At 71.3% G+C, this 18,497-nt stretch carries 16 protein-coding genes; 5 read left to right on the top strand and 11 right to left on the bottom strand.

Annotated features, from left to right (window positions below):
* Positions 1 to 4: 4 nt before the first annotated feature.
* From BM297_RS15185 to BM297_RS15165, 5 genes are all read left to right on the top strand, one after another.
* A complete protein-coding gene (locus BM297_RS15185) occupies positions 5 to 733 on the top strand; it encodes an urea amidolyase associated protein UAAP1 (protein WP_092432990.1) in 729 nt (242 codons plus the stop codon).
* 9 nt (positions 734 to 742) lie between these two features.
* Entirely contained in the window at positions 743 to 1,378 is a 636-nt protein-coding gene (locus BM297_RS15180; RefSeq protein WP_092432988.1) for an urea amidolyase associated protein UAAP2, read from the top strand.
* Positions 1,379 to 1,629: 251 nt separating this feature from the next.
* Entirely contained in the window at positions 1,630 to 5,229 is a 3,600-nt protein-coding gene (gene uca / locus BM297_RS15175; protein WP_092432985.1) for an urea carboxylase, read from the top strand.
* A 155-nt stretch (positions 5,230 to 5,384) separates the two neighbouring features.
* Complete coding sequence (gene atzF / locus BM297_RS15170; protein ID WP_092432984.1) at positions 5,385 to 7,193, top strand: allophanate hydrolase; 1,809 nt, start codon at positions 5,385 to 5,387, stop codon at positions 7,191 to 7,193.
* 64 nt (positions 7,194 to 7,257) lie between these two features.
* Positions 7,258 to 7,476 (top strand): cysteine-rich CWC family protein, encoded by a 219-nt coding sequence (locus BM297_RS15165; protein WP_092432982.1) that lies wholly within the window; start codon positions 7,258 to 7,260, stop codon positions 7,474 to 7,476.
* Positions 7,477 to 7,503: 27 nt separating this feature from the next.
* On the opposite strand, the gene cobC is transcribed toward BM297_RS15165, so the two are convergent.
* From cobC to btuB, 11 genes are all read right to left on the bottom strand, one after another.
* A complete protein-coding gene (cobC, locus tag BM297_RS15160) occupies positions 7,504 to 8,070 on the bottom strand; it encodes an alpha-ribazole phosphatase family protein (protein ID WP_092432981.1) in 567 nt (188 codons plus the stop codon).
* A complete protein-coding gene (gene cobT, locus BM297_RS15155; protein WP_092432980.1) occupies positions 8,067 to 9,122 on the bottom strand; it encodes a nicotinate-nucleotide--dimethylbenzimidazole phosphoribosyltransferase in 1,056 nt (351 codons plus the stop codon). The genes cobC and cobT overlap by 4 nt, the downstream gene beginning before the upstream one ends.
* Positions 9,119 to 9,640, bottom strand: coding sequence for a bifunctional adenosylcobinamide kinase/adenosylcobinamide-phosphate guanylyltransferase (gene cobU, locus BM297_RS15150; RefSeq protein ID WP_092432978.1), 522 nt, complete (start codon positions 9,638 to 9,640; stop codon positions 9,119 to 9,121). The genes cobT and cobU overlap by 4 nt, the downstream gene beginning before the upstream one ends.
* A 177-nt stretch (positions 9,641 to 9,817) precedes the next feature.
* Positions 9,818 to 11,296 (bottom strand): cobyric acid synthase, encoded by a 1,479-nt coding sequence (locus tag BM297_RS15145; RefSeq protein ID WP_394328020.1) that lies wholly within the window; start codon positions 11,294 to 11,296, stop codon positions 9,818 to 9,820.
* Entirely contained in the window at positions 11,293 to 12,291 is a 999-nt protein-coding gene (gene cobD / locus BM297_RS15140; protein ID WP_092432976.1) for a threonine-phosphate decarboxylase CobD, read from the bottom strand. The genes BM297_RS15145 and cobD overlap by 4 nt, the downstream gene beginning before the upstream one ends.
* On the bottom strand, positions 12,284 to 13,192 hold the full coding sequence (gene cbiB / locus BM297_RS15135; RefSeq protein ID WP_092432974.1) for an adenosylcobinamide-phosphate synthase CbiB: 909 nt from the start codon (positions 13,190 to 13,192) through the stop codon (positions 12,284 to 12,286). Before cbiB ends, cobD begins: the two co-directional genes overlap by 8 nt.
* Positions 13,189 to 13,839, bottom strand: coding sequence for a 5,6-dimethylbenzimidazole synthase (gene bluB / locus BM297_RS15130; protein WP_092433045.1), 651 nt, complete (start codon positions 13,837 to 13,839; stop codon positions 13,189 to 13,191). Before bluB ends, cbiB begins: the two co-directional genes overlap by 4 nt.
* Before the next feature lie 86 nt (positions 13,840 to 13,925).
* A complete protein-coding gene (locus BM297_RS15125) occupies positions 13,926 to 15,221 on the bottom strand; it encodes a cobyrinic acid a,c-diamide synthase CobB (RefSeq protein WP_092432972.1) in 1,296 nt (431 codons plus the stop codon).
* A gap of 112 nt (positions 15,222 to 15,333) precedes the next feature.
* Positions 15,334 to 15,951: a cob(I)yrinic acid a,c-diamide adenosyltransferase gene (cobO, locus tag BM297_RS15120; protein ID WP_092432971.1), complete on the bottom strand. Its 618-nt coding sequence runs from the start codon at positions 15,949 to 15,951 to the stop codon at positions 15,334 to 15,336.
* A complete protein-coding gene (locus BM297_RS15115; protein ID WP_092432970.1) occupies positions 15,948 to 16,520 on the bottom strand; it encodes a hypothetical protein in 573 nt (190 codons plus the stop codon). The genes cobO and BM297_RS15115 overlap by 4 nt, the downstream gene beginning before the upstream one ends.
* Positions 16,521 to 16,575: 55 nt before the next feature.
* Positions 16,576 to 18,417 carry a TonB-dependent vitamin B12 receptor gene (gene btuB, locus BM297_RS15110; RefSeq protein WP_092432968.1) on the bottom strand — a complete coding sequence of 614 codons (1,842 nt, stop codon included), beginning with the start codon at positions 18,415 to 18,417 and terminating at the stop codon, positions 16,576 to 16,578.
* Positions 18,418 to 18,497: the final 80 nt, after the last annotated feature.

The following is an 18,497-nucleotide window of genomic DNA, read 5'->3' as shown; positions in this document are numbered from 1 at the left end:
AACCATGAGCGACTCCCTGACCCTGCGCCCGACCCTGTACGAGGAACTCGTGCCCGGCGGCGGCCACACCTCCTTCGTGCTCAAGCGCGGCCAGGTGCTGCGCATCACCGACCTCGAAGGCGGCGCCAACGTCAGCCTGCTGCTGCTCAACGCCGTTGAGAAGAGCGAGCGCCTCAACCTGCCGGACACCCTCAAGTGCCAGCACACCGCCAAGCTCACCGCCGGCCACTGCCTGTACTCGGACATGGGCCGGGTGCTCGCGGCGATCACCGCCGACACCTGCGGCTGGCACGACAGCTTCGGCGGCGTGCTGAATGCCGAGGAGGTACGCGAGAAGTACGGCGCCGGCCGCTACCAGGAGCTGCGCAACGGCTTCCACCGCAACGGCACCGACAACCTGCTGGTCGAGATGGGCAAGTGGAACCTCAACCTGCAGGACCTGCTGATGACCCTCAACCTGTTCAGCAAGGTCAGCGTGGACGAAGGCGGCGCCTTCGCCTTCGAGGCCGGCAACTCGCGCGCCGGCGACTACGTCGAGCTGTACGCGCCGATGGACACCCTGGTGGTGCTCACCGCCCTGCAGCACCCGCAGGACCCCAACCCGGTCTACTCGCCCAAGCCGGTGCAGCTCACCTGGCACCGGGTCGACAGCGACGGCATCAGCGTGCTGTGCCGCACCTCGCGTCCGGAGAACGGCCGCGGCTTCCACAACACCGAACGTCTGTACATCTGAGGACCCGACATGAGCCTCGTCGCAAGCTCCCTGCATCCCGAAACCGCCGCGTTCCGCCACGTCATTCCGGCCGGCGAGCCGTACCTGTTCGAGGTCAAGGCCGGGCAGACCCTGCGCCTGCTCGACCTGGAAGGCAACCAGGCGGTCGACACCCTGTTCTACAGCGCGAAGAATCCGCGCGAGCGCTACGACCCGCAGCGCACCCTGCGCCGGCAGAACAACGTCTACCTGACCACCGGCACGGTGCTGTATTCCAACCTCGGCAATCCGCTCTTGACCATCGTCGCCGACACCTGCGGCCGCCACGACACCCTCGGCGGCGCCTGCGCGCAGGAGAGCAATACCGTCCGCTACGCGCTGGACAAGCGCTACATGCACAGCTGCCGCGACAACTTCCTGCGCGCCAGCCTGCACGACGGCCGCCTGGACAAGCGCGACATCGGCGCCAACATCAACTTCTTCATGAACGTGCCGGTCACCCCGGAAGGCGGCCTGACCTTCGCCGACGGCATCTCCGCGCCGGGCAAGTACGTCGAGCTCAAGGCGCACATGGACGTGATCGTGCTGATCTCCAACTGCCCGCAGCTCAACAACCCGTGCAACGGCTGGAACCCGACCCCGGCCGAGGTGCTCATCTGGGCTTGAAACGCTACGCCCCACGACGGTGCGAGCGGACGGTGCAACCTGCCGGACACGCACGGTCACAGGGCAAATCTGCGTCGGGATAGCCGCCGTAAGCGGGTAATAGCGGGCTGGCCCGCAATTTGCTCAGTCAATGGCACCGTGCCTGAACCCGCACGCTCCCATACCAGCTCGTACCGAGCCTCCAACCACGGACGACCGTGGTGCAGAAGATTTCCGGCGGGACGACCCGCCACTGCATGGTGGCCTCCTCCATGTTCAATAAGCTCCTGATCGCCAACCGCGGCGCCATCGCCTGCCGCATCCTGCGTACCCTCCGTTCCCTCGACGTCAAAGGCGTGGCCGTCTACTCCGAAGCCGACGCCGCCAGCCTGCATATCCAGCAGGCCGACGAGGCCTTCAGCCTCGGCGAAGGCCCGGCTGCCAGCACCTATCTGCTGGTCGACAAGATCCTCGCCGTCGCCAAACAAAGCGGCGCCCGGGCCATCCACCCCGGCTACGGTTTCCTCTCCGAGAACGCGGCCTTCGCCGAGGCCTGCGAGGCCGCCGGCATCGCCTTCGTCGGCCCGACGCCCGAGCAGCTGCGCGTGTTCGGCCTCAAGCACACCGCCCGCGCGCTGGCCAAGCAGCACGGCGTGCCGATGCTGGAAGGCACCGAACTGCTGGACAGCCTCGACGCGGCGCTGGTCGCCGGCGAACAGGTCGGCTACCCGGTGATGCTGAAAAGCACCGCCGGCGGCGGCGGCATCGGCATGCGCGTGTGCCGCAGTGCCGAAGAACTCTCCGAGGCCTTCGAGGCGGTCAAGCGCCTGGGGCAGAACAACTTCAGCGACTCGGGCGTATTCATCGAGAAGTACATCCAGCGCGCCCGCCACCTGGAGGTGCAGGTGTTCGGCGACGGCCGGGGCGAGGTGCTGGCCCTCGGCGTGCGCGACTGCTCGGTGCAGCGCCGCAACCAGAAGGTGCTGGAGGAAACCCCGGCGCCCAACCTGCCGGCCGGCATGGCCGAGGAGCTGTGCGCGGCGGCGATCAAGCTGGCCAAGGCGGTGAACTACCGCAGCGCCGGCACCGTCGAGTTCGTCTACGACAGCGAGGCCGGGCGCTTCTACTTCCTCGAAGTGAACACCCGCCTGCAGGTCGAGCACGGCGTCACCGAGCAGGTGTGGGGCGTCGACCTGGTGCGCTGGATGATCGAGCTGGCCGCCGGCACGCTGGCGCCGCTGGCCGAACTGGCCAAGGGCCTCAAGCCCAGCGGCCACGCGATCCAGGCACGCCTGTACGCCGAAGACCCGGGCCGCGACTTCCAGCCCAGCCCCGGCCTGCTCACCGCCGTGGCCTTTCCCGAAGCAGACGGCCAGCGCCTGCGCATCGACACCTGGGTCGAGGCCGGCTGCGAGATCCCGCCCTACTTCGACCCGATGATCGCCAAGGTCATCACCTGGGCGGCGGACCGCGAGCAGGCCCGCGCCGCGCTGGACCAGGCGCTGGCCGACTCAGTGCTGTACGGGGTGGAATCCAACCGCGACTACCTGCGGCAGATCTTGGCCGATGCGCCTTTTGCCTCCGGCAATCCCTGGACCCGCTGCCTGGAAGGCCTGAGCTACCGGGCCACGACCTTCGAGGTACTCAGCGCCGGCACCCAGACCACGGTGCAGGACTACCCCGGCCGCCTCGGCTACTGGGCGGTCGGCGTGCCGCCGTCGGGGCCGATGGACGACCGCGCCCTGCGCCTCGGCAACCGCCTGCTCGGCAACCCGGAGGGCGCCGCCGGCCTGGAAATCACCATGAGCGGGCCGCTGCTGCGCTTCAACACCGACGCAGTGGTGGCGGTGACCGGCGCGGTCATTCCCGTGCAGCTCGACAGCGTCGAGCAGCCCATGCACACCGCGCTACTGATCAAGGCCGGCAGCACCCTGAGCCTCGGTACCATTAATGGTGCCGGCGCGCGCAGCTACCTGACCCTACGCGGCGGCCTGCAGCTGCCGGACTATCTGGGCAGCAAGAGCACCTTCACCCTCGGCCAGTTCGGCGGCCACGGCGGCCGCGCCCTGCGCGCCGGCGACGTGCTGCACCTCGCCCCGCTGGCCGATGTCAGCGCCGGCGCTGCGCTGGCCGCCGAGCTGTGCGGCGAACTACCGGCCGTGCGGCAGATCCGCGTGATCTACGGCCCGCACGGCGCGCCGGAATACTTCACCCCGGCCTACATCGACACCTTCCTCGCCACCGACTGGGAGGTGCACTTCAACTCCAGCCGCACCGGCGTGCGCCTGATCGGCCCGAAGCCGGAGTGGGTGCGCGACAGCGGCGGCGAGGCTGGCCTGCACCCGTCGAATATCCACGACAACCCCTACGCCATCGGCGCGGTGGACTTCACCGGCGACATGCCGGTGATCCTCGGCCCGGACGGCCCGAGCCTGGGCGGCTTCGTCTGCCCGGTGACGGTGATCGAGGCCGACCTCTGGCAGCTCGGCCAGCTCAAGGCCGGCGACAAGGTGCGCTTCGTGCCGGTGAGCCTCGACACCGCGCGCGAACTGGCACGGGCGCGCCGTGAAGAGTGCGCGGATCTCGCGCCGGCGGCGGTCGAGTGGCAGGCAATCGCGCCGCAGTCGCCCATCGTGCTGGACATCGGCGCGGACGACACCCGCCTGGTCGCCCGCCTGTCCGGCGACACCCACCTGCTGCTGGAGATCGGCGCGCCGGAGCTGGATCTGGTGCTGCGCTTCCGCGGCCACGCGCTGATGCAGGCGCTGGAGGCGAAGGACCTCGCCGGCGTGATCGACCTGACGCCTGGCATCCGCTCGCTGCAGGTCCACTACCAGCCGGAAACCCTGCCGCTGGCCGTGCTGCTGGAGACGGTCGCCGGCCTGTGGGACGCGGTGTGTGGCGCGCAGGATCTCAAGGTGCCGTCGCGCATCGTCCACCTGCCGCTGTCCTGGGACGATCCGGCCTGCCAACTGGCCATCGACAAGTACATGACCACGGTGCGCAAGGACGCGCCCTGGTGCCCGAGCAACCTGGAGTTCATCCGCCGCATCAACGACCTGCCCAACCTCGACGAGGTGCATCGCACGGTGTTCGACGCCAGCTACCTGGTGATGGGCCTCGGCGACGTATATCTGGGCGCACCGGTGGCCACCCCGCTTGACCCGCGCCACCGCCTGGTCACCACCAAGTACAACCCGGCGCGCACCTGGACCGCGGAGAACTCGGTGGGCATCGGTGGCGCCTACATGTGCGTGTACGGCATGGAAGGCCCCGGCGGCTACCAGTTCGTCGGCCGCACCCTGCAGATGTGGAACCGCTACCGCGAGGTCGCAGCGTTCCGCGGCAAGCCGTGGCTGCTGCGCTTCTTCGACCAGATCCGCTTCTACCCGGTGAGCGCGGAGGAACTGCTGCGTATCCGCCGCGACTTCCCGCTCGGCCGCTTCGAACTGCGCATCGAGGACAGCGAGCTGGCACTGGCCGACTACCAGCAGTTCCTGCAGGACGAGGCCGAGGGCATCGCCGCCTTCCGCAGCCATCAGCGCGGCGCCTTCGCCGCCGAGCGCCAGCGCTGGATCGACTCCGGCCAGGCGCACTTCGAGGTGGAGGAAGTCGGCGCCGACCTCGGCGAGGACGCGCCCCTCGGCCACGGCCAGCATGGCATCGACAGCCATATCGCCGGCAACCTCTGGCAGGTGCAGGTGAGCGAGGGCGAGACGGTCGCGGCCGGCGACGTGCTGGTGATCCTCGAGTCGATGAAGATGGAGATCCCCCTCACCGCCCCGGTCGGCGGCGTGGTCCGCGAGGTCCGCGTGCAGCCCGGCTCGCCGGTGCGCGCCGGCCAGCGCGTGGTGGTGCTCGAGGAGGCCTGACCCCCTCACCCCAGCCCTCTCCCCCGCGGGGAGAGGGGGCAGACCGCAGCCAGCCTGGAGTGTCAGGCACAACACGAACACGCCCCTCGCCCGCCCGCCGGACAGGGGTCGGGGGTGAGGGCCAGTCGCCCCGCCGCCGTACCGGAGAAATGACCATGCCCCACGAATTCGACCTGCGCCTCGACGCCCTGCGCGCCGCCTACCTGGATGGCCGCACCACCCCACGCGGGCTGATCGCATCCCTGCGCGCCAAAGCCGAAGCGCTCAATCCCGAGTACCGGCTGTTCATCCACCTGCTGTCCGCCGAGGAAATCGAGCCCTATCTGGCCGCCCTCGACGGCAAGAGTCCGGCGGAGCTGCCGCTGTACGGCGTGCCCTTCGCCATCAAGGACAACATCGACCTGGCTGGCATGCCGACCACCGCCGCCTGCCCGGCCTTCGCTTACGTTCCGGAAAGCAGCGCGACCCTCGTCGAGCAGCTGATCGCCCTCGGCGCCATACCGCTGGGCAAGACCAACCTCGACCAGTTCGCCACCGGCCTCAACGGCACCCGCTCGCCGTACGGCGCGTGCCGCAACAGCCTGCACCCGGACTATCCCTCCGGCGGCTCCAGCTCCGGCTCCTCGCTGGCCGTGGCCCTCGGCGTGGCCAGCTTCGCCCTCGGCACCGATACCGCCGGTTCCGGCCGGGTGCCGGCGGCGCTGAACAACCTGGTCGGCCTCAAGGCCAGCAAGGGGCTGATCTCCACCGCCGGGGTGGTGCCGGCCTGTCGCACCCTGGACTGCGTCACCTACTTCACCGCCACCGCCCGCGAGGCCAGTGCGCTGCTGGCGCTGACCGCCAGGCTCGATCCGCGCGACGACTACAGCCGCGCCAACCCGCTGTGGAACGAAGCTTCGGCCTTCGGCACGCCGCGACCGTTCCGCTTCGGCGTACCGCGCGCCCAGGACCTGCGGTTCTTCGGCTGCAGCGAAGGTCCGCTGCAGTTCGCCGCCGCCGTGCGCCAGCTGGAGGCCCTCGGCGGCACGTCGGTGGAGGTCGACTTTGCGCCCTTCCTCGAGGCCGCGCGCCTGCTCTACGAGGGCCCCTGGGTCGCCGAGCGCTACAGCGTGGCCGGCGAACTGCTGGAGGCGAACCCCGAGGCGGTGCTGCCGGTGATCCGCGCCGTGCTGGCCAAGGCGCCGGGGGCCACGGCGGTGGAGGCGTTCCGCGCCCAGTACCGCCTGCAGGCGATCAAGGCGATCTGCGACCGCGCCATGGCCGAACTGGACTGCGTGCTCACCCCGACCATCGGCCGCCCAGTGACGCTGGCCGAGCTGCACGCCGAGCCGGTGCTGCGCAACGCCGAGCTGGGCTACTACACCAACTTCATGAACCTGCTCGACTACGCGGCGGTGGCGGTACCGACCGGGGTCATGGCCAACGGCCTGCCGTGGGGCGTGACCCTGTTCGGCCGCGCCTTCACCGACCAGTACCTGCTCGGTCTGGCCGATGCTGTGCAGCGCCAACACGCCCTGCCGCTGGCCGGCGGCCGCGCGCTGCAGCTGCCGGCACCGGCCGGGCCGGCGCGCCACGACAAGGCGCGGGTGGTGGTGTGCGGCGCGCACCTCGATGGCCTGCCGCTCAACTGGCAACTGCGCCAGCGCGGCGGCCGGCTGGTCGAGGCCACCCGCAGCGCACCGCATTACAAGCTCTATGCCCTGGCCGGCGGCCCGCCGCTGCGCCCGGGCATGCTGCGCGTGGCCGAGGGCGGCGCGGCCATCGAGGTCGAGGTGTGGGAACTGCCGAGCACGGAACTCGGCTCCTTCCTCACCGGCATCCCGGCGCCGCTGGGCCTGGGCAAGGTCGAGCTAGCGGACGGCCGCTGGGAAACCGGCTTCATCTGCGATGCCTACGGCCTGGAGGGCGCCGAGGACATCACCGCCTGCGGCGGCTGGCGCGCCTGGCTGCAGGCACGCGGCTGAAGGCTTGCCAAGGTCGGGCCAGCCCAGCATGCTGCCCCGGTCTTCCCCCTGCAGCCCGCAACCCATGCCCAGCCCCGACCCGCTGTACTGCCCGCTGTGCGGCCGCCCCAATCAGTGCGGCCAGGCCGACCCGGCGAACCGCGACCAGCCCTGTTGGTGCTTCTCGGCCAGGATCGACCGCCAGGCGCTGGAGCGCGTTCCTGAGGAGGCCCGCGGCCGCAGCTGCCTGTGTCCCGAATGCGCGCGCAGCGCGACCGACACGACAACCAAGCACAGCGGCTGAACACGCCTATGCGCCGGCCACCGGCGTTCAGCCCTCGACCAGCACCAGCCCCTCGCTCACCCGCAGGCGCTGCAGGGCGCCGTGGCCCACCTCGACCTGCATGAGATCGCTGCGCGGCAGGCCGCGGGCGCGGGCCAGCAGCAGGCGCATCACCCCGCCGTGGGTGACCAGCAGCACCTGCTCGCCGGCGAACTGTTCATGCAGCCGCTCGATGGCTTCGAGCACGCGCGCCTCGAAAGCGCTCAGCGGCTCGCCGTCCGGCGGGGTGAAGGCGTAGGGGTCGTTCCAGAACAGGCCCAGCGCCTCGGCGTCGGTCTGCATCAGCTCGGCGGCGCTGCGGCCGTCCCAGGCGCCGAAGTCCAGCTCGCGCAGGCCGTCTTCCAGCTGCAGCGGCAGCGCGTGCCGAGCGGCCAGCTCGCGGGCGAAGGCGGCGCAGCGCTGCAGCGGCGAGCTGACCACCCGCTGCCAGCGCGCGTCAGGGTCCAGCGCCGCGCGCATCTGCTGCCAGCCGCGCTCGGTCAGCGCATCGTCGATGCGCCCGCGCAGGCCGCCGCCCCGTTCGGTCTCGCCGTGGCGCAACAGGTCGACAATCATGACGGCCTGTCGCTCACCTGCGCCTCGGCGAAGGTGGCCATGCCGCCGTGCAGGCTGCAGGCCAGGCGCAGCAGCGGCACCGCCAGCGCCGCGCCGCTGCCCTCGCCCAGGCGCAGGCCGAGGTCGAGCAGCGGCTCGCCCTTGAGCGACTGCAGCACCAGGGCATGCCCCGGCTCGGCGCTGCGGTGGCCGAACAGCAGCCACGGCCGGCAGCCGGGGTTCAGGCGCACCGCACAGAGCGCGGCAACGCTGGTGATGAAGCCGTCGACCAGCACCGGCAGGCCGTACTGGGCGCAGGCGACGAAGGCGCCGGTGAGCGCGGCGATCTCGAAGCCCCCCAGGCGACGCAGCGCCTCCAGCGGCTCGCTGCAATCGTGGCGGTGCAGCAGCAGGGCGCTGTCGATCACCCGCTGCTTGTGCGTCACCCCCGCCTCGTCCAGTCCGGTGCCGGCGCCGGTCAGCGCCAGCGCCGGCAGGTCGAGCAGCGCGCAGCCGAGCGCCGCCGCGGCGGTGGTGTTGCCGATGCCCATCTCGCCGCCGATGTACAGTCCGGCGTGGACCTGGCGCGCGCGCTCGACGCTGGCGCGACCGGCGGCCAGCGCCGCGTGGCACTGCTCGGCGCTCATCGCCGGCTCGCGGGTGAAGTTGGCGGTGCCGGGGCCGAGGGCGTAGCTGTGCACGCCACCCAGCGGTTCGCCGTCGCCGGCGGTGCCCAGATCGATCACCTCCAGGCGGGCGTGCAGCTGGTGGGCCAGCACGCTGATCGCCGCGCCACCGGCGACGAAGTTGTGCAGCATCTGCCGGGTGACCGCCTGCGGATAGGCGGAAACGCCCTCCTCGACCACCCCATGGTCACCGGCGAACACGGCGATCCACGGCTGTTCAAGGTGCGGGCACTCGCGGCCCTGCAGCGCGGCCAGGTCGATGGCCAGCTGCTCTAGGCGGCCCAGCGCACCGGCCGGTTTGGTCAGTCGCGCCTGGCGCTGCACGGCCTTCTGCCGCGCCACGTGGTCGGTCGGTTGGCAGGGCGCCTGCCACCAGTATTCGCTCATAGGGACTCCCCCTTCAGAACCATGGGCAGCCCTGCCACACAGAAAGTAACCCGCTGCGCCCGTTCGGCCAGCGCCTGATGCAACCAGCCGGCCTCGTCGACATAGCGACGGGTCAACTCACCCAGCGGCACCACCCCCAGGCCAGTCTCGTTGCTGACCAGGATGATGCGTCCGGGCAGCTCGCCAATGCGCTGCAGCAAGGCGTCGCGCTGCTTGGCAAGCTGTGCGCCCTCATCAAGGCATAGCAGATTGGTCAGCCACAGGGTCAGGCAGTCGACCAGCAGACAGCGGTTTTCCGCCGCGTGGTCGCTCAACGCCTGCATCAGCTGGATCGGCTCCTCCACCAGCGCCCAGTCGGCCGGACGCCGGGACTGGTGATGGGCAATGCGCGCGCCCATTTCGCCGTCGCCGGCCTGCGCGGTGGCGACGTAGGTCACCGCCAGGCCGGACTCCAGGGCCAGGCGTTCGGCCAGACGGCTCTTGCCGGAGCGGGCGCCGCCGAGGATCAGTTCAAGCATTGAGGTTCGTCTCTGTCGATTCAGGGGTGGGGGCAATCGTGCATTTCAACGGACTGGCGGCGGATCGCTCCCTCTCCCGCCGGCGGGAGAGGGCTGGGGTGAGGGTGGACAGGTCACGCCCGCAGGCCCTCACCCCCGGCCCCGCTTCCGGGACCGGCGCGACAAGCGGCGGCGCGGTCAAGGCGCCAACCCGCACAGCTCACGCAGCCGCGCGGTATCCAGGTGCGCCTCGACCAAATCGGCCAGGCGCTCGATGTCGCGTTCGCGCAGGGCCTGGTAGTCCGGGCTGACCACCTCGCGCAGACCGGCCCAGCGCAGCAGCGCGCTGCACGCCGCCGGCGATTCGAACAGGCCGTGCAGGTAGGTGCCGAGCACCTGGCCGTCGGCGCTGAGGGCGCCGTCGCCGCGACCGTCGTCGAGCCGCACGGCCGGACGCTCGAGAGCGGCGCCGCGGCAGACCCCGGCGTGGATCTCGTAGCCGCTCACCTCGGCCTCCTCCAGCGCCAGGCAGCCGCGCACGTTGCGCAACTGCTTGTCGGCCTCCAGCACGGTGTCCAGCGCCAGCAGGCCGAGGCCGCGGCTGCTGCCCGGCGCGCCTTCCAGGCCGAGCGGGTCGGCGATCTCGCCGCCGAGCATCTGCAGCCCGCCGCAGATGCCGAGCAGTTTGCCGCCGTAGCGCAGGTGGCGCTGCAGCGCCGGCTCCCAGCCCTGCTCGCGCAGGAACGCCAGGTCGGCGCGCACGCTCTTCGAGCCGGGCAGCACGATCAGGTCGGCCGGCGGGATGCTCTGGCCGGGGCCGACGAAACTCAGCTCCACCTGCGGATGCAGGCGCAGCGGGTCGAAGTCGGTGTGGTTGCTGATCCGCGGCAGCACCGGCACCACCACCCTGAGCCGCTCGCCACTCTTGGCCACCTGACGCTGGTCGATGGCGTCCTCGGCCTCCAGGTGCAGGTCGTGCAGATAGGGCAGCACGCCGAGCACCGGCTTGCCGGTGCGCGCCTCCAGCCAGTCGAGGCCCGGCTGCAGCAGGGCGAGATCGCCGCGGAAGCGGTTGATCACGAAGCCCTGCACGCGCGCCTGCTCCGACTCGCTGAGCAGTGCCAGGGTGCCGACCAGGTGGGCGAACACGCCGCCCTTGTCGATGTCGGCGATGAGGATCACCGGGCAGTCGACCGCCTCGGCGAAGCCCATGTTGGCGATGTCGCCGGCGCGCAGGTTGATCTCCGCTGGCGAGCCGGCGCCCTCGACCATCACCACCGGGTACTGCGCGCTGAGGCGCTGGTGCGACTCGAGCACCGCCTGCATGGCGACGCGCTTGTAGTCGTGGTAGGCGGCGGCGTCCATGCTGGTGACGGCGCGGCCGTGGATGATCACCTGGGCGCCGATGTCGCTGCTCGGCTTGAGCAGCACCGGGTTCATGTCGGTGTGCGGGGCCAGATTGGCGGCCTGGGCCTGCACCGCCTGGGCGCGGCCGATCTCGCCGCCATCGGCGGTCACCGCCGAGTTGAGCGCCATGTTCTGCGGCTTGAACGGCGCCACGGCGACGCCCTGGCGCGCCAGCCAGCGGCACAGCGCGGTCACCAGGGTGCTCTTGCCGGCGTCGGAGGTAGTGCCCTGCACCATTAGAGTCGTGCCTTGCACCATCAGGGTGGTCATGGGGATTCCTTCTGATAGTCGGCCAGCGCCTGGGCCAGGCGCTGCCAGCCCGCCTCGTCCGCCGGCAGGCCGAAGCGCAGGCTGGCCGGCTCGCGGAACAGGCGCACCAGGATGCCGCGGCGGGCGAGAAACTCGTGCAGTTCGGCCGCGCGCGGCGTGCGCAGCCAGTGGAACAGCGCCGTGCCGCCAGCCGGCGCCAGGCCGTGGGCGCACAGCAAGGCGGCCAGCCGCTGCCCGGCCGCCTGCAGGCGCAGGCCACGCAGGCGCCGCGCCGCCGCGCTGGACTCGGCCAGCGCCTGCACGCCGAGCGCCCGCGCCGGACCGCTGACCGTCCAGGGGCCGAGACGCTCGGCCAGCAGCTCGAGTAACGCCGCCTCGGCCAGCACGAAACCCAGACGCACGCCGGCCAGACCGAAGAACTTGCCGAACGAGCGCAGCACGATCAGTCCCGGCTTGTCGGCATGGGCCGCCACGCTGTGCTCGGGCGTGCAGTCGATGAACGCCTCGTCGACCAGCAGGCAGCCGCCACGGGCGTACAGCCGCGCATGCCAGTCGAGCAGTTGCTCGGCGGCGAACAGCTCGCCGGTGGGATTGTTGGGGTTGGCCAGCACCAGTACATCGAGACTGTCGAGACGCCGCTCGATGTCGGCGGCGGCCAGGCGGACCAGCCGATGCCCCGCCCGCTGCCAGGCCTGGGCGTGCTCCGCATAGCTCGGCTCGAGCACGCCCACCCGGCAGGGCGGCAGCAGTTGCGGCAGCGCCTGGATCGCCGCCTGGCTGCCGGCCACCGGCAGCGCGTTGGCCGCGCCGTAGCCGCTGCAGGCGGCCTCGCTCAGGCCGTCGTCGTCTTCCGGCAGGCGCGCCCAGGCCTCGACGGCCATCGGCGGCACGGGCCAGGGTTCGGGGGCGATGGCGGTGGACAGGTCCAGCCAGTCGCCCAAGGGAATGCCGTAGCGCTGCGCCGCGGCGCGCAGACGGCCACCGTGCTCAAGCATGCAGCCAGCCTCCGAGCAGCACGAGCGCCAGCCACAGCAGCACGCCGCGGCGCAGCAGACTGAGCGCGGCGGCGATGCTCTCGGCACTCGCCGGCGCGCCCTCGCCGAGGGGCGGGCGCTGGTGGAGTTCGCCGTGGTAGACGGCCGCGCCGCCCAGCTCGACGCCCAGCGCGCCGGCGCCGGCGGCCATCACCGGACCGGCGTTGGGGCTGTCCCACTGCGGCGCCTGACGGCGCCAGCAGGCCAGCGCGCGGCGGGTCTGGCCGAGCAGCGCGTAGGTCAGCGCGGTGAGGCGCGCCGGCACATAGTTGAGGCCGTCGTCGATGCGCGCCGCCGCCCAGCCGAAGCGCTCGAAGCGCGGCGTGCGGTAGCCCCACATGGCGTCGAGGGTGTTGCTCAGCCGATAGAGCACCACGCCCGGCGCGCCGGCCACGGCGAACCAGAACAGCGCGGCGAACACCGCGTCGCTGCCGTTCTCGAGCACCGACTCGGTGGCGGCGCGGGCCACGCCGCCCTCGTCCAGCGCGGCGGTATCGCGGCTGACCACCCGTGCCACGCCGTCACGCGCCGCCGGCAGGTCGCCGCGGCGCAGGGCATCGAGCACCGGCAGGGCGTGTTCGTGCAGGCTGCGCAGGCCCAGCGCGGCGTACAGGGCGAGGATTTCCAGCAGGCCGCCGAGCAGCGGCAGCTGCACCAGCAGCCAGCTGAGCGCGGTCAGCGGCAGCACCGCCAGGCACCAGGCGCTCACCCCGTGGCTGCGCCAGCCGCGACCGTGGCCGTTGAACTGCGCCTCCAGTCGATTGGCCAGGCGGCCGAAGGCCACCAGCGGATGCCAGCGGCGCGGCTCGCCGAGCGCCACGTCCAGCGCGACGCCGGCGAGCAGGGCAAGGCCCAGGCTCACGACTGCTGGCCCCAGTGGTTCTCGAACAGCATGTCGGCCAGCGGCTTTTCCTCGGCCCAGCCCTCCTCGACCAGCATCGGCCGCGGGTAGAACTCCTCGACCGGGCCGAGGCACAGCAGCGCCAGCGGCTCGGCGCCCTCCGGCAGGCCGAGCAGCGCGCCGAGCGCCACGGGCTCGAACAGCGACACCCAGCCCATGCCCAGGCCTTCGGCGCGGGCCGCCAGCCAGAGGTTCTGGATCGCGCAGGACAGCGAGGCCAGGTCCATCTGCGGCAGGGTGCGGCGGCCGAAGATGTAGCGCTCGCGGCCGTCCATCAGCGCTGCCACCAGCAGCTCGGCGCTGTCCTCGATGCCCTCGACCTTGAGGCGCATGAACTCGCTGGAGCGCTCGCCGAGGGCCTCGGCGGTGCGCACCCGCTCGGCCTCGACCAGCGCCTTGATCTGCCGGCGCAGCATGGGGTCGGTGATGCGGATGAAGCGCCACGGCTGCATCAGGCCGACGCTGGGCGCCTGGTGAGCGGCATTCAGCAGGCGGGCGAGCAGCTCGGGCGCCACCGTGCCGCCGCTGAAGTGGCGCATGTCGCGGCGCTCGGCGATGGCGCGGTAGACCGCGGCCTTGTCCTGGGCGCTGAAGGCATGGGGGTTCATCGCAGTTTCCTGCGGCTTGCTGGCGTTTTCGTCGGTCATTGGCGGATGGGTCGCAGGCGCGAGGCCGGCAGGATCTCCAGAGGGGGTCACGGGCGCAGCAGCGCGGCGGCGGCGCGCGGCGCCGAGGGCAGGTAGAAGTGGATGTAGCTGGCGGTCAGCCGGCCACTGCGGTACAGCGGCTCGCGGACGCGCCGGTAGTTGGGGCATTCGCCGTGGGCGATGGGCTCCAGCGCGCAGTCCATCGTCGAATGGTGATAGCTGTGCCCGCGCAGCCGCTCGCCGTCCAGCTCGACCTCCTGCATGGCCAGGGTCACCAGTTTCGGCTGCATCTGCGCCTCGCCCGGCAGCAGGCCGAGCAGCTCGCCACGCTGGCCGTCGAGATCGGTCAGGCCGTCGAGCAGGTAGAGCATGCCGCCGCACTCGGCGAGGATCGGCTTGCCTGCGGCATGATGGGCGCGGATCGCCACGCGCATCGCGACATTGTCGGCCAGTTGCTGCAGGTGCAGCTCCGGATAGCCACCGGGCAGGTACAGGCTGTCGACCTGCGGCAGCTGGCGGTCGGCGAGCGGCGAGAAGAATACCAGCTCGGCCCCCTGCGCGCGCAGCAGGTCGAGGTTGGCCGGGTAGACGAAGGCGAAGGCGGCGTCGCGAGCCACGCCGATACGCACACCCTGCAGCAGCGGCTGGCTGGCGGCGGGCTCCGGCGCGGAAAACTCCACCGGCGCCGGCAGGCGCAACGCGGCACTCGCGGCCAGCGCCGCGGCGGCGGCATCCAGACGGGCGTCGAGGTCGGCCAGCTCGGCCGCCTGCACCAGCCCCAGGTGACGGCTGGGCAGTTCGATGGCGGCGTTGCGCGGCAGCGCGCCGTACCACGCCAGGTGCGCCGGCAGGCAGTCGCGGAGGATCTCGCCGTGCCGCGCGCTGCCGACCCGGTTGGCCAGCACGCCGGCGAACGGCAGGTCGCTCTGGTAGCTGGCCAGGCCATGGGCGATGGCGGCGAAGGTCTGCGCCATCGCCGAGCCGTCGATCACCGCCAGCACCGGCACGCCGAAGCGCCGCGCCAGGTCGGCGGCCGAGGGTGTGCCGTCGAACAGGCCCATCACCCCCTCGATGAGGATCAGGTCGGCCTCGCTCGCCGCCTGCCACAGGCGCCGGCAGCACTCCTCCTCGCCGACCAGCCAGAGGTCCAGCGCGTCGACCGGCATGCCGCAGGCACGGGCGAGGATCATCGGGTCGAGAAAGTCCGGGCCGCACTTGAACACCCGCACGCGCAAGCCCTGGTTGACATGATGGCGGGCCAGGGCGGCGGTGACGGTGGTCTTGCCCTGGCCGGACGCCGGGGCGGCGATCAGCAGGGCGGGACAGTGGCGAGGGTTGTTCATGGGTTACTCCATAGGGACGCGGACAGGCACGCATTCATTGGCGACCGGGCTACCATGACTGACCCGTTCGTCGGGAATAAATTCGCATCTGCGGCTGCAATGGAGAAGCGCATCAGAACTCCACGCCCTTCTGCGCCTTCACCCCGGCCTGGAAGGCGTGCTTGACCAGGCCGATCTCGCTGACCGTGTCGGCCACCTCGATCAGCCCCGGCAGCGCGCCGCGGCCGGTGACCACCACGTGCTGCAGCGGCGGGCGCGCGGCGAGGTCGGCGAGCACGCGGTCCAGCTGCAGGTAGCCGTACTTGAGGGCGATGTTCAGCTCGTCGAGCACCACCAGGGCGATCTCGGGGTCCTGCAGCAGTTCGCGCGCCACCACCCAGGCCTGCTCGGCCTTGTCGATGTCGCGCTGGCGGTCCTGGGTCTCCCAGGTGAAGCCCTCGCCCATCACGAAGTAGCGCACCTCGTCGGGGAAGCGGCGGAAGAACGCTTCCTCGCCGGTGCTCGCCGCGCCCTTGATGAACTGCACCACGCCGGCCTTGCGGCCGTGGCCGAGGGTGCGCGCCAGCATGCCGAAGGCGGCGCTGCTCTTGCCCTTGCCGTTGCCGCTGTTGACCAGCAGCAGACCGCGCTCGTCACTGGCCTCGGCGATCTTGGCGTCGACCACCGCCTTCTTGCGCTGCATGCGCGCCCTGTGACGCTGGTCGCGGGCGGTTTCGTCCGGCGCGCTCATCGGCTCACCTCGGCGCTACGCAGTTGCCTGAAGGCATGCGCGGCCGCCAGCAGCAGCGCCGCCACGCCGACATACAGGGCCAGCGCCTGCAGCGACAGCGGATAGTAGGCGGCGATGCGCGGCAGGAAGCCGGCCAGGCTCGCGTCCGCATAGCGGCCGGAGAAGAAGTAGAAGCCGCCGCTGGACAGCAGGTGGCAGACGACGCTGGAAACGAGCAGGCAGGCCAGCAGGCTGGCGAGGCTGGACCAGGCGTCGCGGTGCAGGCGCGCATACGTGCGGCCGCCGAACCACAGCGCGGCGTAGGCCGGCAGCAGCAGCCAGTAGGCCGGGGTCACGCACCAGTTGCTCGCGCCGCCCCAGGTGACCGCGGCGAGGTCGAGGCCGACCGCTTCGAGGAACAGCGCCGGGAAGGCCCAGCGCGCCGGCAGCAGCGCGCCGGCGAGGAAGAACACCGCCCAGGAAGCGCTGGGCAGGTTGATCTCGCTGAAGTGGTGGCCGCGGGTCACGGCCAGCAGCAGCGCCAGGGCGATGCCGATGGCCAGGCGGATACGGGGGGACAGGTCGAGCATGCTGAATCTCCAGATAACGAAGGACGGCGCCCCGCTCGCACGGGGCGCCGGCGGGTCAAAGCGCCTGATAGCGCACGGTGAAGTACACGGCCTGGCCCGGCTGGTTGAAGCCGGCGGCGGTCTGGTAGTCGGCATCCAGCAGGTTGGTCACCCGCGCCTGCAGCCGCCACTGCTCGTCGAGGCGGTATTCGCCGCGCAGGTCGAGGGTCGCGAAGCCGGACAGCTCGCGCTGGTTGGCCAGATCGTCGTAGCGCTGGCCTTCGGCATGCAGGCTGGCGCCGGCGCTGAAACGACCGAAGGCGCGGTCGATGTCGAGGTTGAGGATCTGCCTGGCGCGGCGCGGCAGTTCGTTGCCGTCACTGGCACCGTCGGCGCGGCTCTCCGGCTCCTGCAGGGTCAGGTTGGCGTTCCAGTCCCAACCCAGCCACTGGCTGCCGAGGCTGGCCTCGACACCGCGAATGCGCGCCTGGTCGACGTTGTTCGGCGCCTCGAGGCGCGAGTCGTAGGCGATCAGGTCGTCGACGCGGGTGCGGAAGGCGGCCAGCTGCCAGTGGCCCCAGGCCGGCTGGCCCTGCAGGCCGAGCTCCAGGCTGCGCGAGGTTTCCGCGTCCAGCGCCGGGTTGCCGTAGCCGGGGTAGTACAGCTCGTTGAAGGTCGGCGCCTTGAACGCACTGCCGTAGCTGGCGTAGGCGCGCAGCTCGTCGCTCAGCGCGTAGCCGTAGGCGACGCTGCCGGTCTCGTGGTCGCCGAACTGCTGGTTGTCGTCGCGGCGCAGCGCCAGCTGCCAGTCGTGACGCCCGCTGCCGCCGAGGTACTGGGCGAAGTAGCCGTCGTTGTCGCGCGAGTCCTCGGCATAGGCGGTGCTGCCGTTGACTTCGTCGTGCTGGTGGTCGACGCCGAGCACCAGGGTGTGGCCAGCGGCCAGGCTCACATCGTTCTGCCAGGACAGCGAGTCGCGACGGGTGTCGAAGCGCGAATAGAAGGCACCGTCCTGATCGGCATCGGACTTGTCCTCGGCGCGCCCGGCCTGCAGGGTCACCTGCCAGGGATCGAGCGGGGCGAAACGCGCGCGCAGGCCAGCGACCTTCTGCACGCCGTCGGCGTTGGCGCCGAAGCCCGCCGTGCGCCGGGTGTTCACCTGGTCGTAGTCGTTGTGGGATTTGGCCTGCAGCAGGTTGCCGTCCAGCTCCAGGCCATTGGCGAAGCGATGGCCGGCGCGCAGCGAGGCGGACAGGTTGCGGTAGCCGTCGCGGTCGTCCTCGTAGCCGCTGGCGCTGCGCGGCTTGACGTTGATGCCGTCGGTGTCGCTGGCGGACACGCCGAAGTTGAACCAGCTCGAACCAGCGCGACCGGACAGCCCGGCGCTGCCGCTGTGGCTGGCGTGACTGCCCGTCCCCGCCGAGAGGAAAGGCCGCAGGCCGGCGCCGGCGTCCTTGCGGGTGAAGATCTGGATCACCCCGCCGATGGCCTCGGAGCCGTACAGGCTGGAGCGCGGGCCGCGGACGATCTCGATGCGCTCGATCAGCTCCACCGGCAGATCCTGGAAGGCGGCGCTGCCGCTGGTGGCCGAGCCGACCTTGATGCCGTCGATCAGCACCAGCACGTGGTCGGACTCGCTGCCGCGCAGGAACAGCGAGGTGGTCTTTCCCGGGCCGCCATTGTTGGCCAGCGACACGCCCGGCACGCCGCGCAGCAGCTCGGGCACGGAGGTCGCCTGCTTGCGCTCGATCTCCGCGCGGTCGATCAGCGTCACCGCGGCCAGCGACTGCTCGGCGGTCTGCGGGGTACGGCTGGCGGTCACCAGCAGCGGCGCGAGTGGCAGCGCTTCGGCCGCCAGGGAAAAGGGGGATACCGCGCACAGCAGGATGGCTGCGGGGGTCACAACGACTTTGCTCATCGATCACTCTCTGCATCGCGCTCACCCGCGCGATCAGGATTGCAGGAGGCATGCAGAGGACATGACGACGAACAGACGGA

This window comes from Geopseudomonas sagittaria, from assembly GCF_900115715.1.
GTDB classification, from domain to species: Bacteria; Pseudomonadota; Gammaproteobacteria; order Pseudomonadales; family Pseudomonadaceae; genus Geopseudomonas; species Geopseudomonas sagittaria.
The sequence above is the reverse complement of the archived record's forward strand: the minus strand, read 5'-3'. Positions and strand labels throughout refer to the sequence as shown.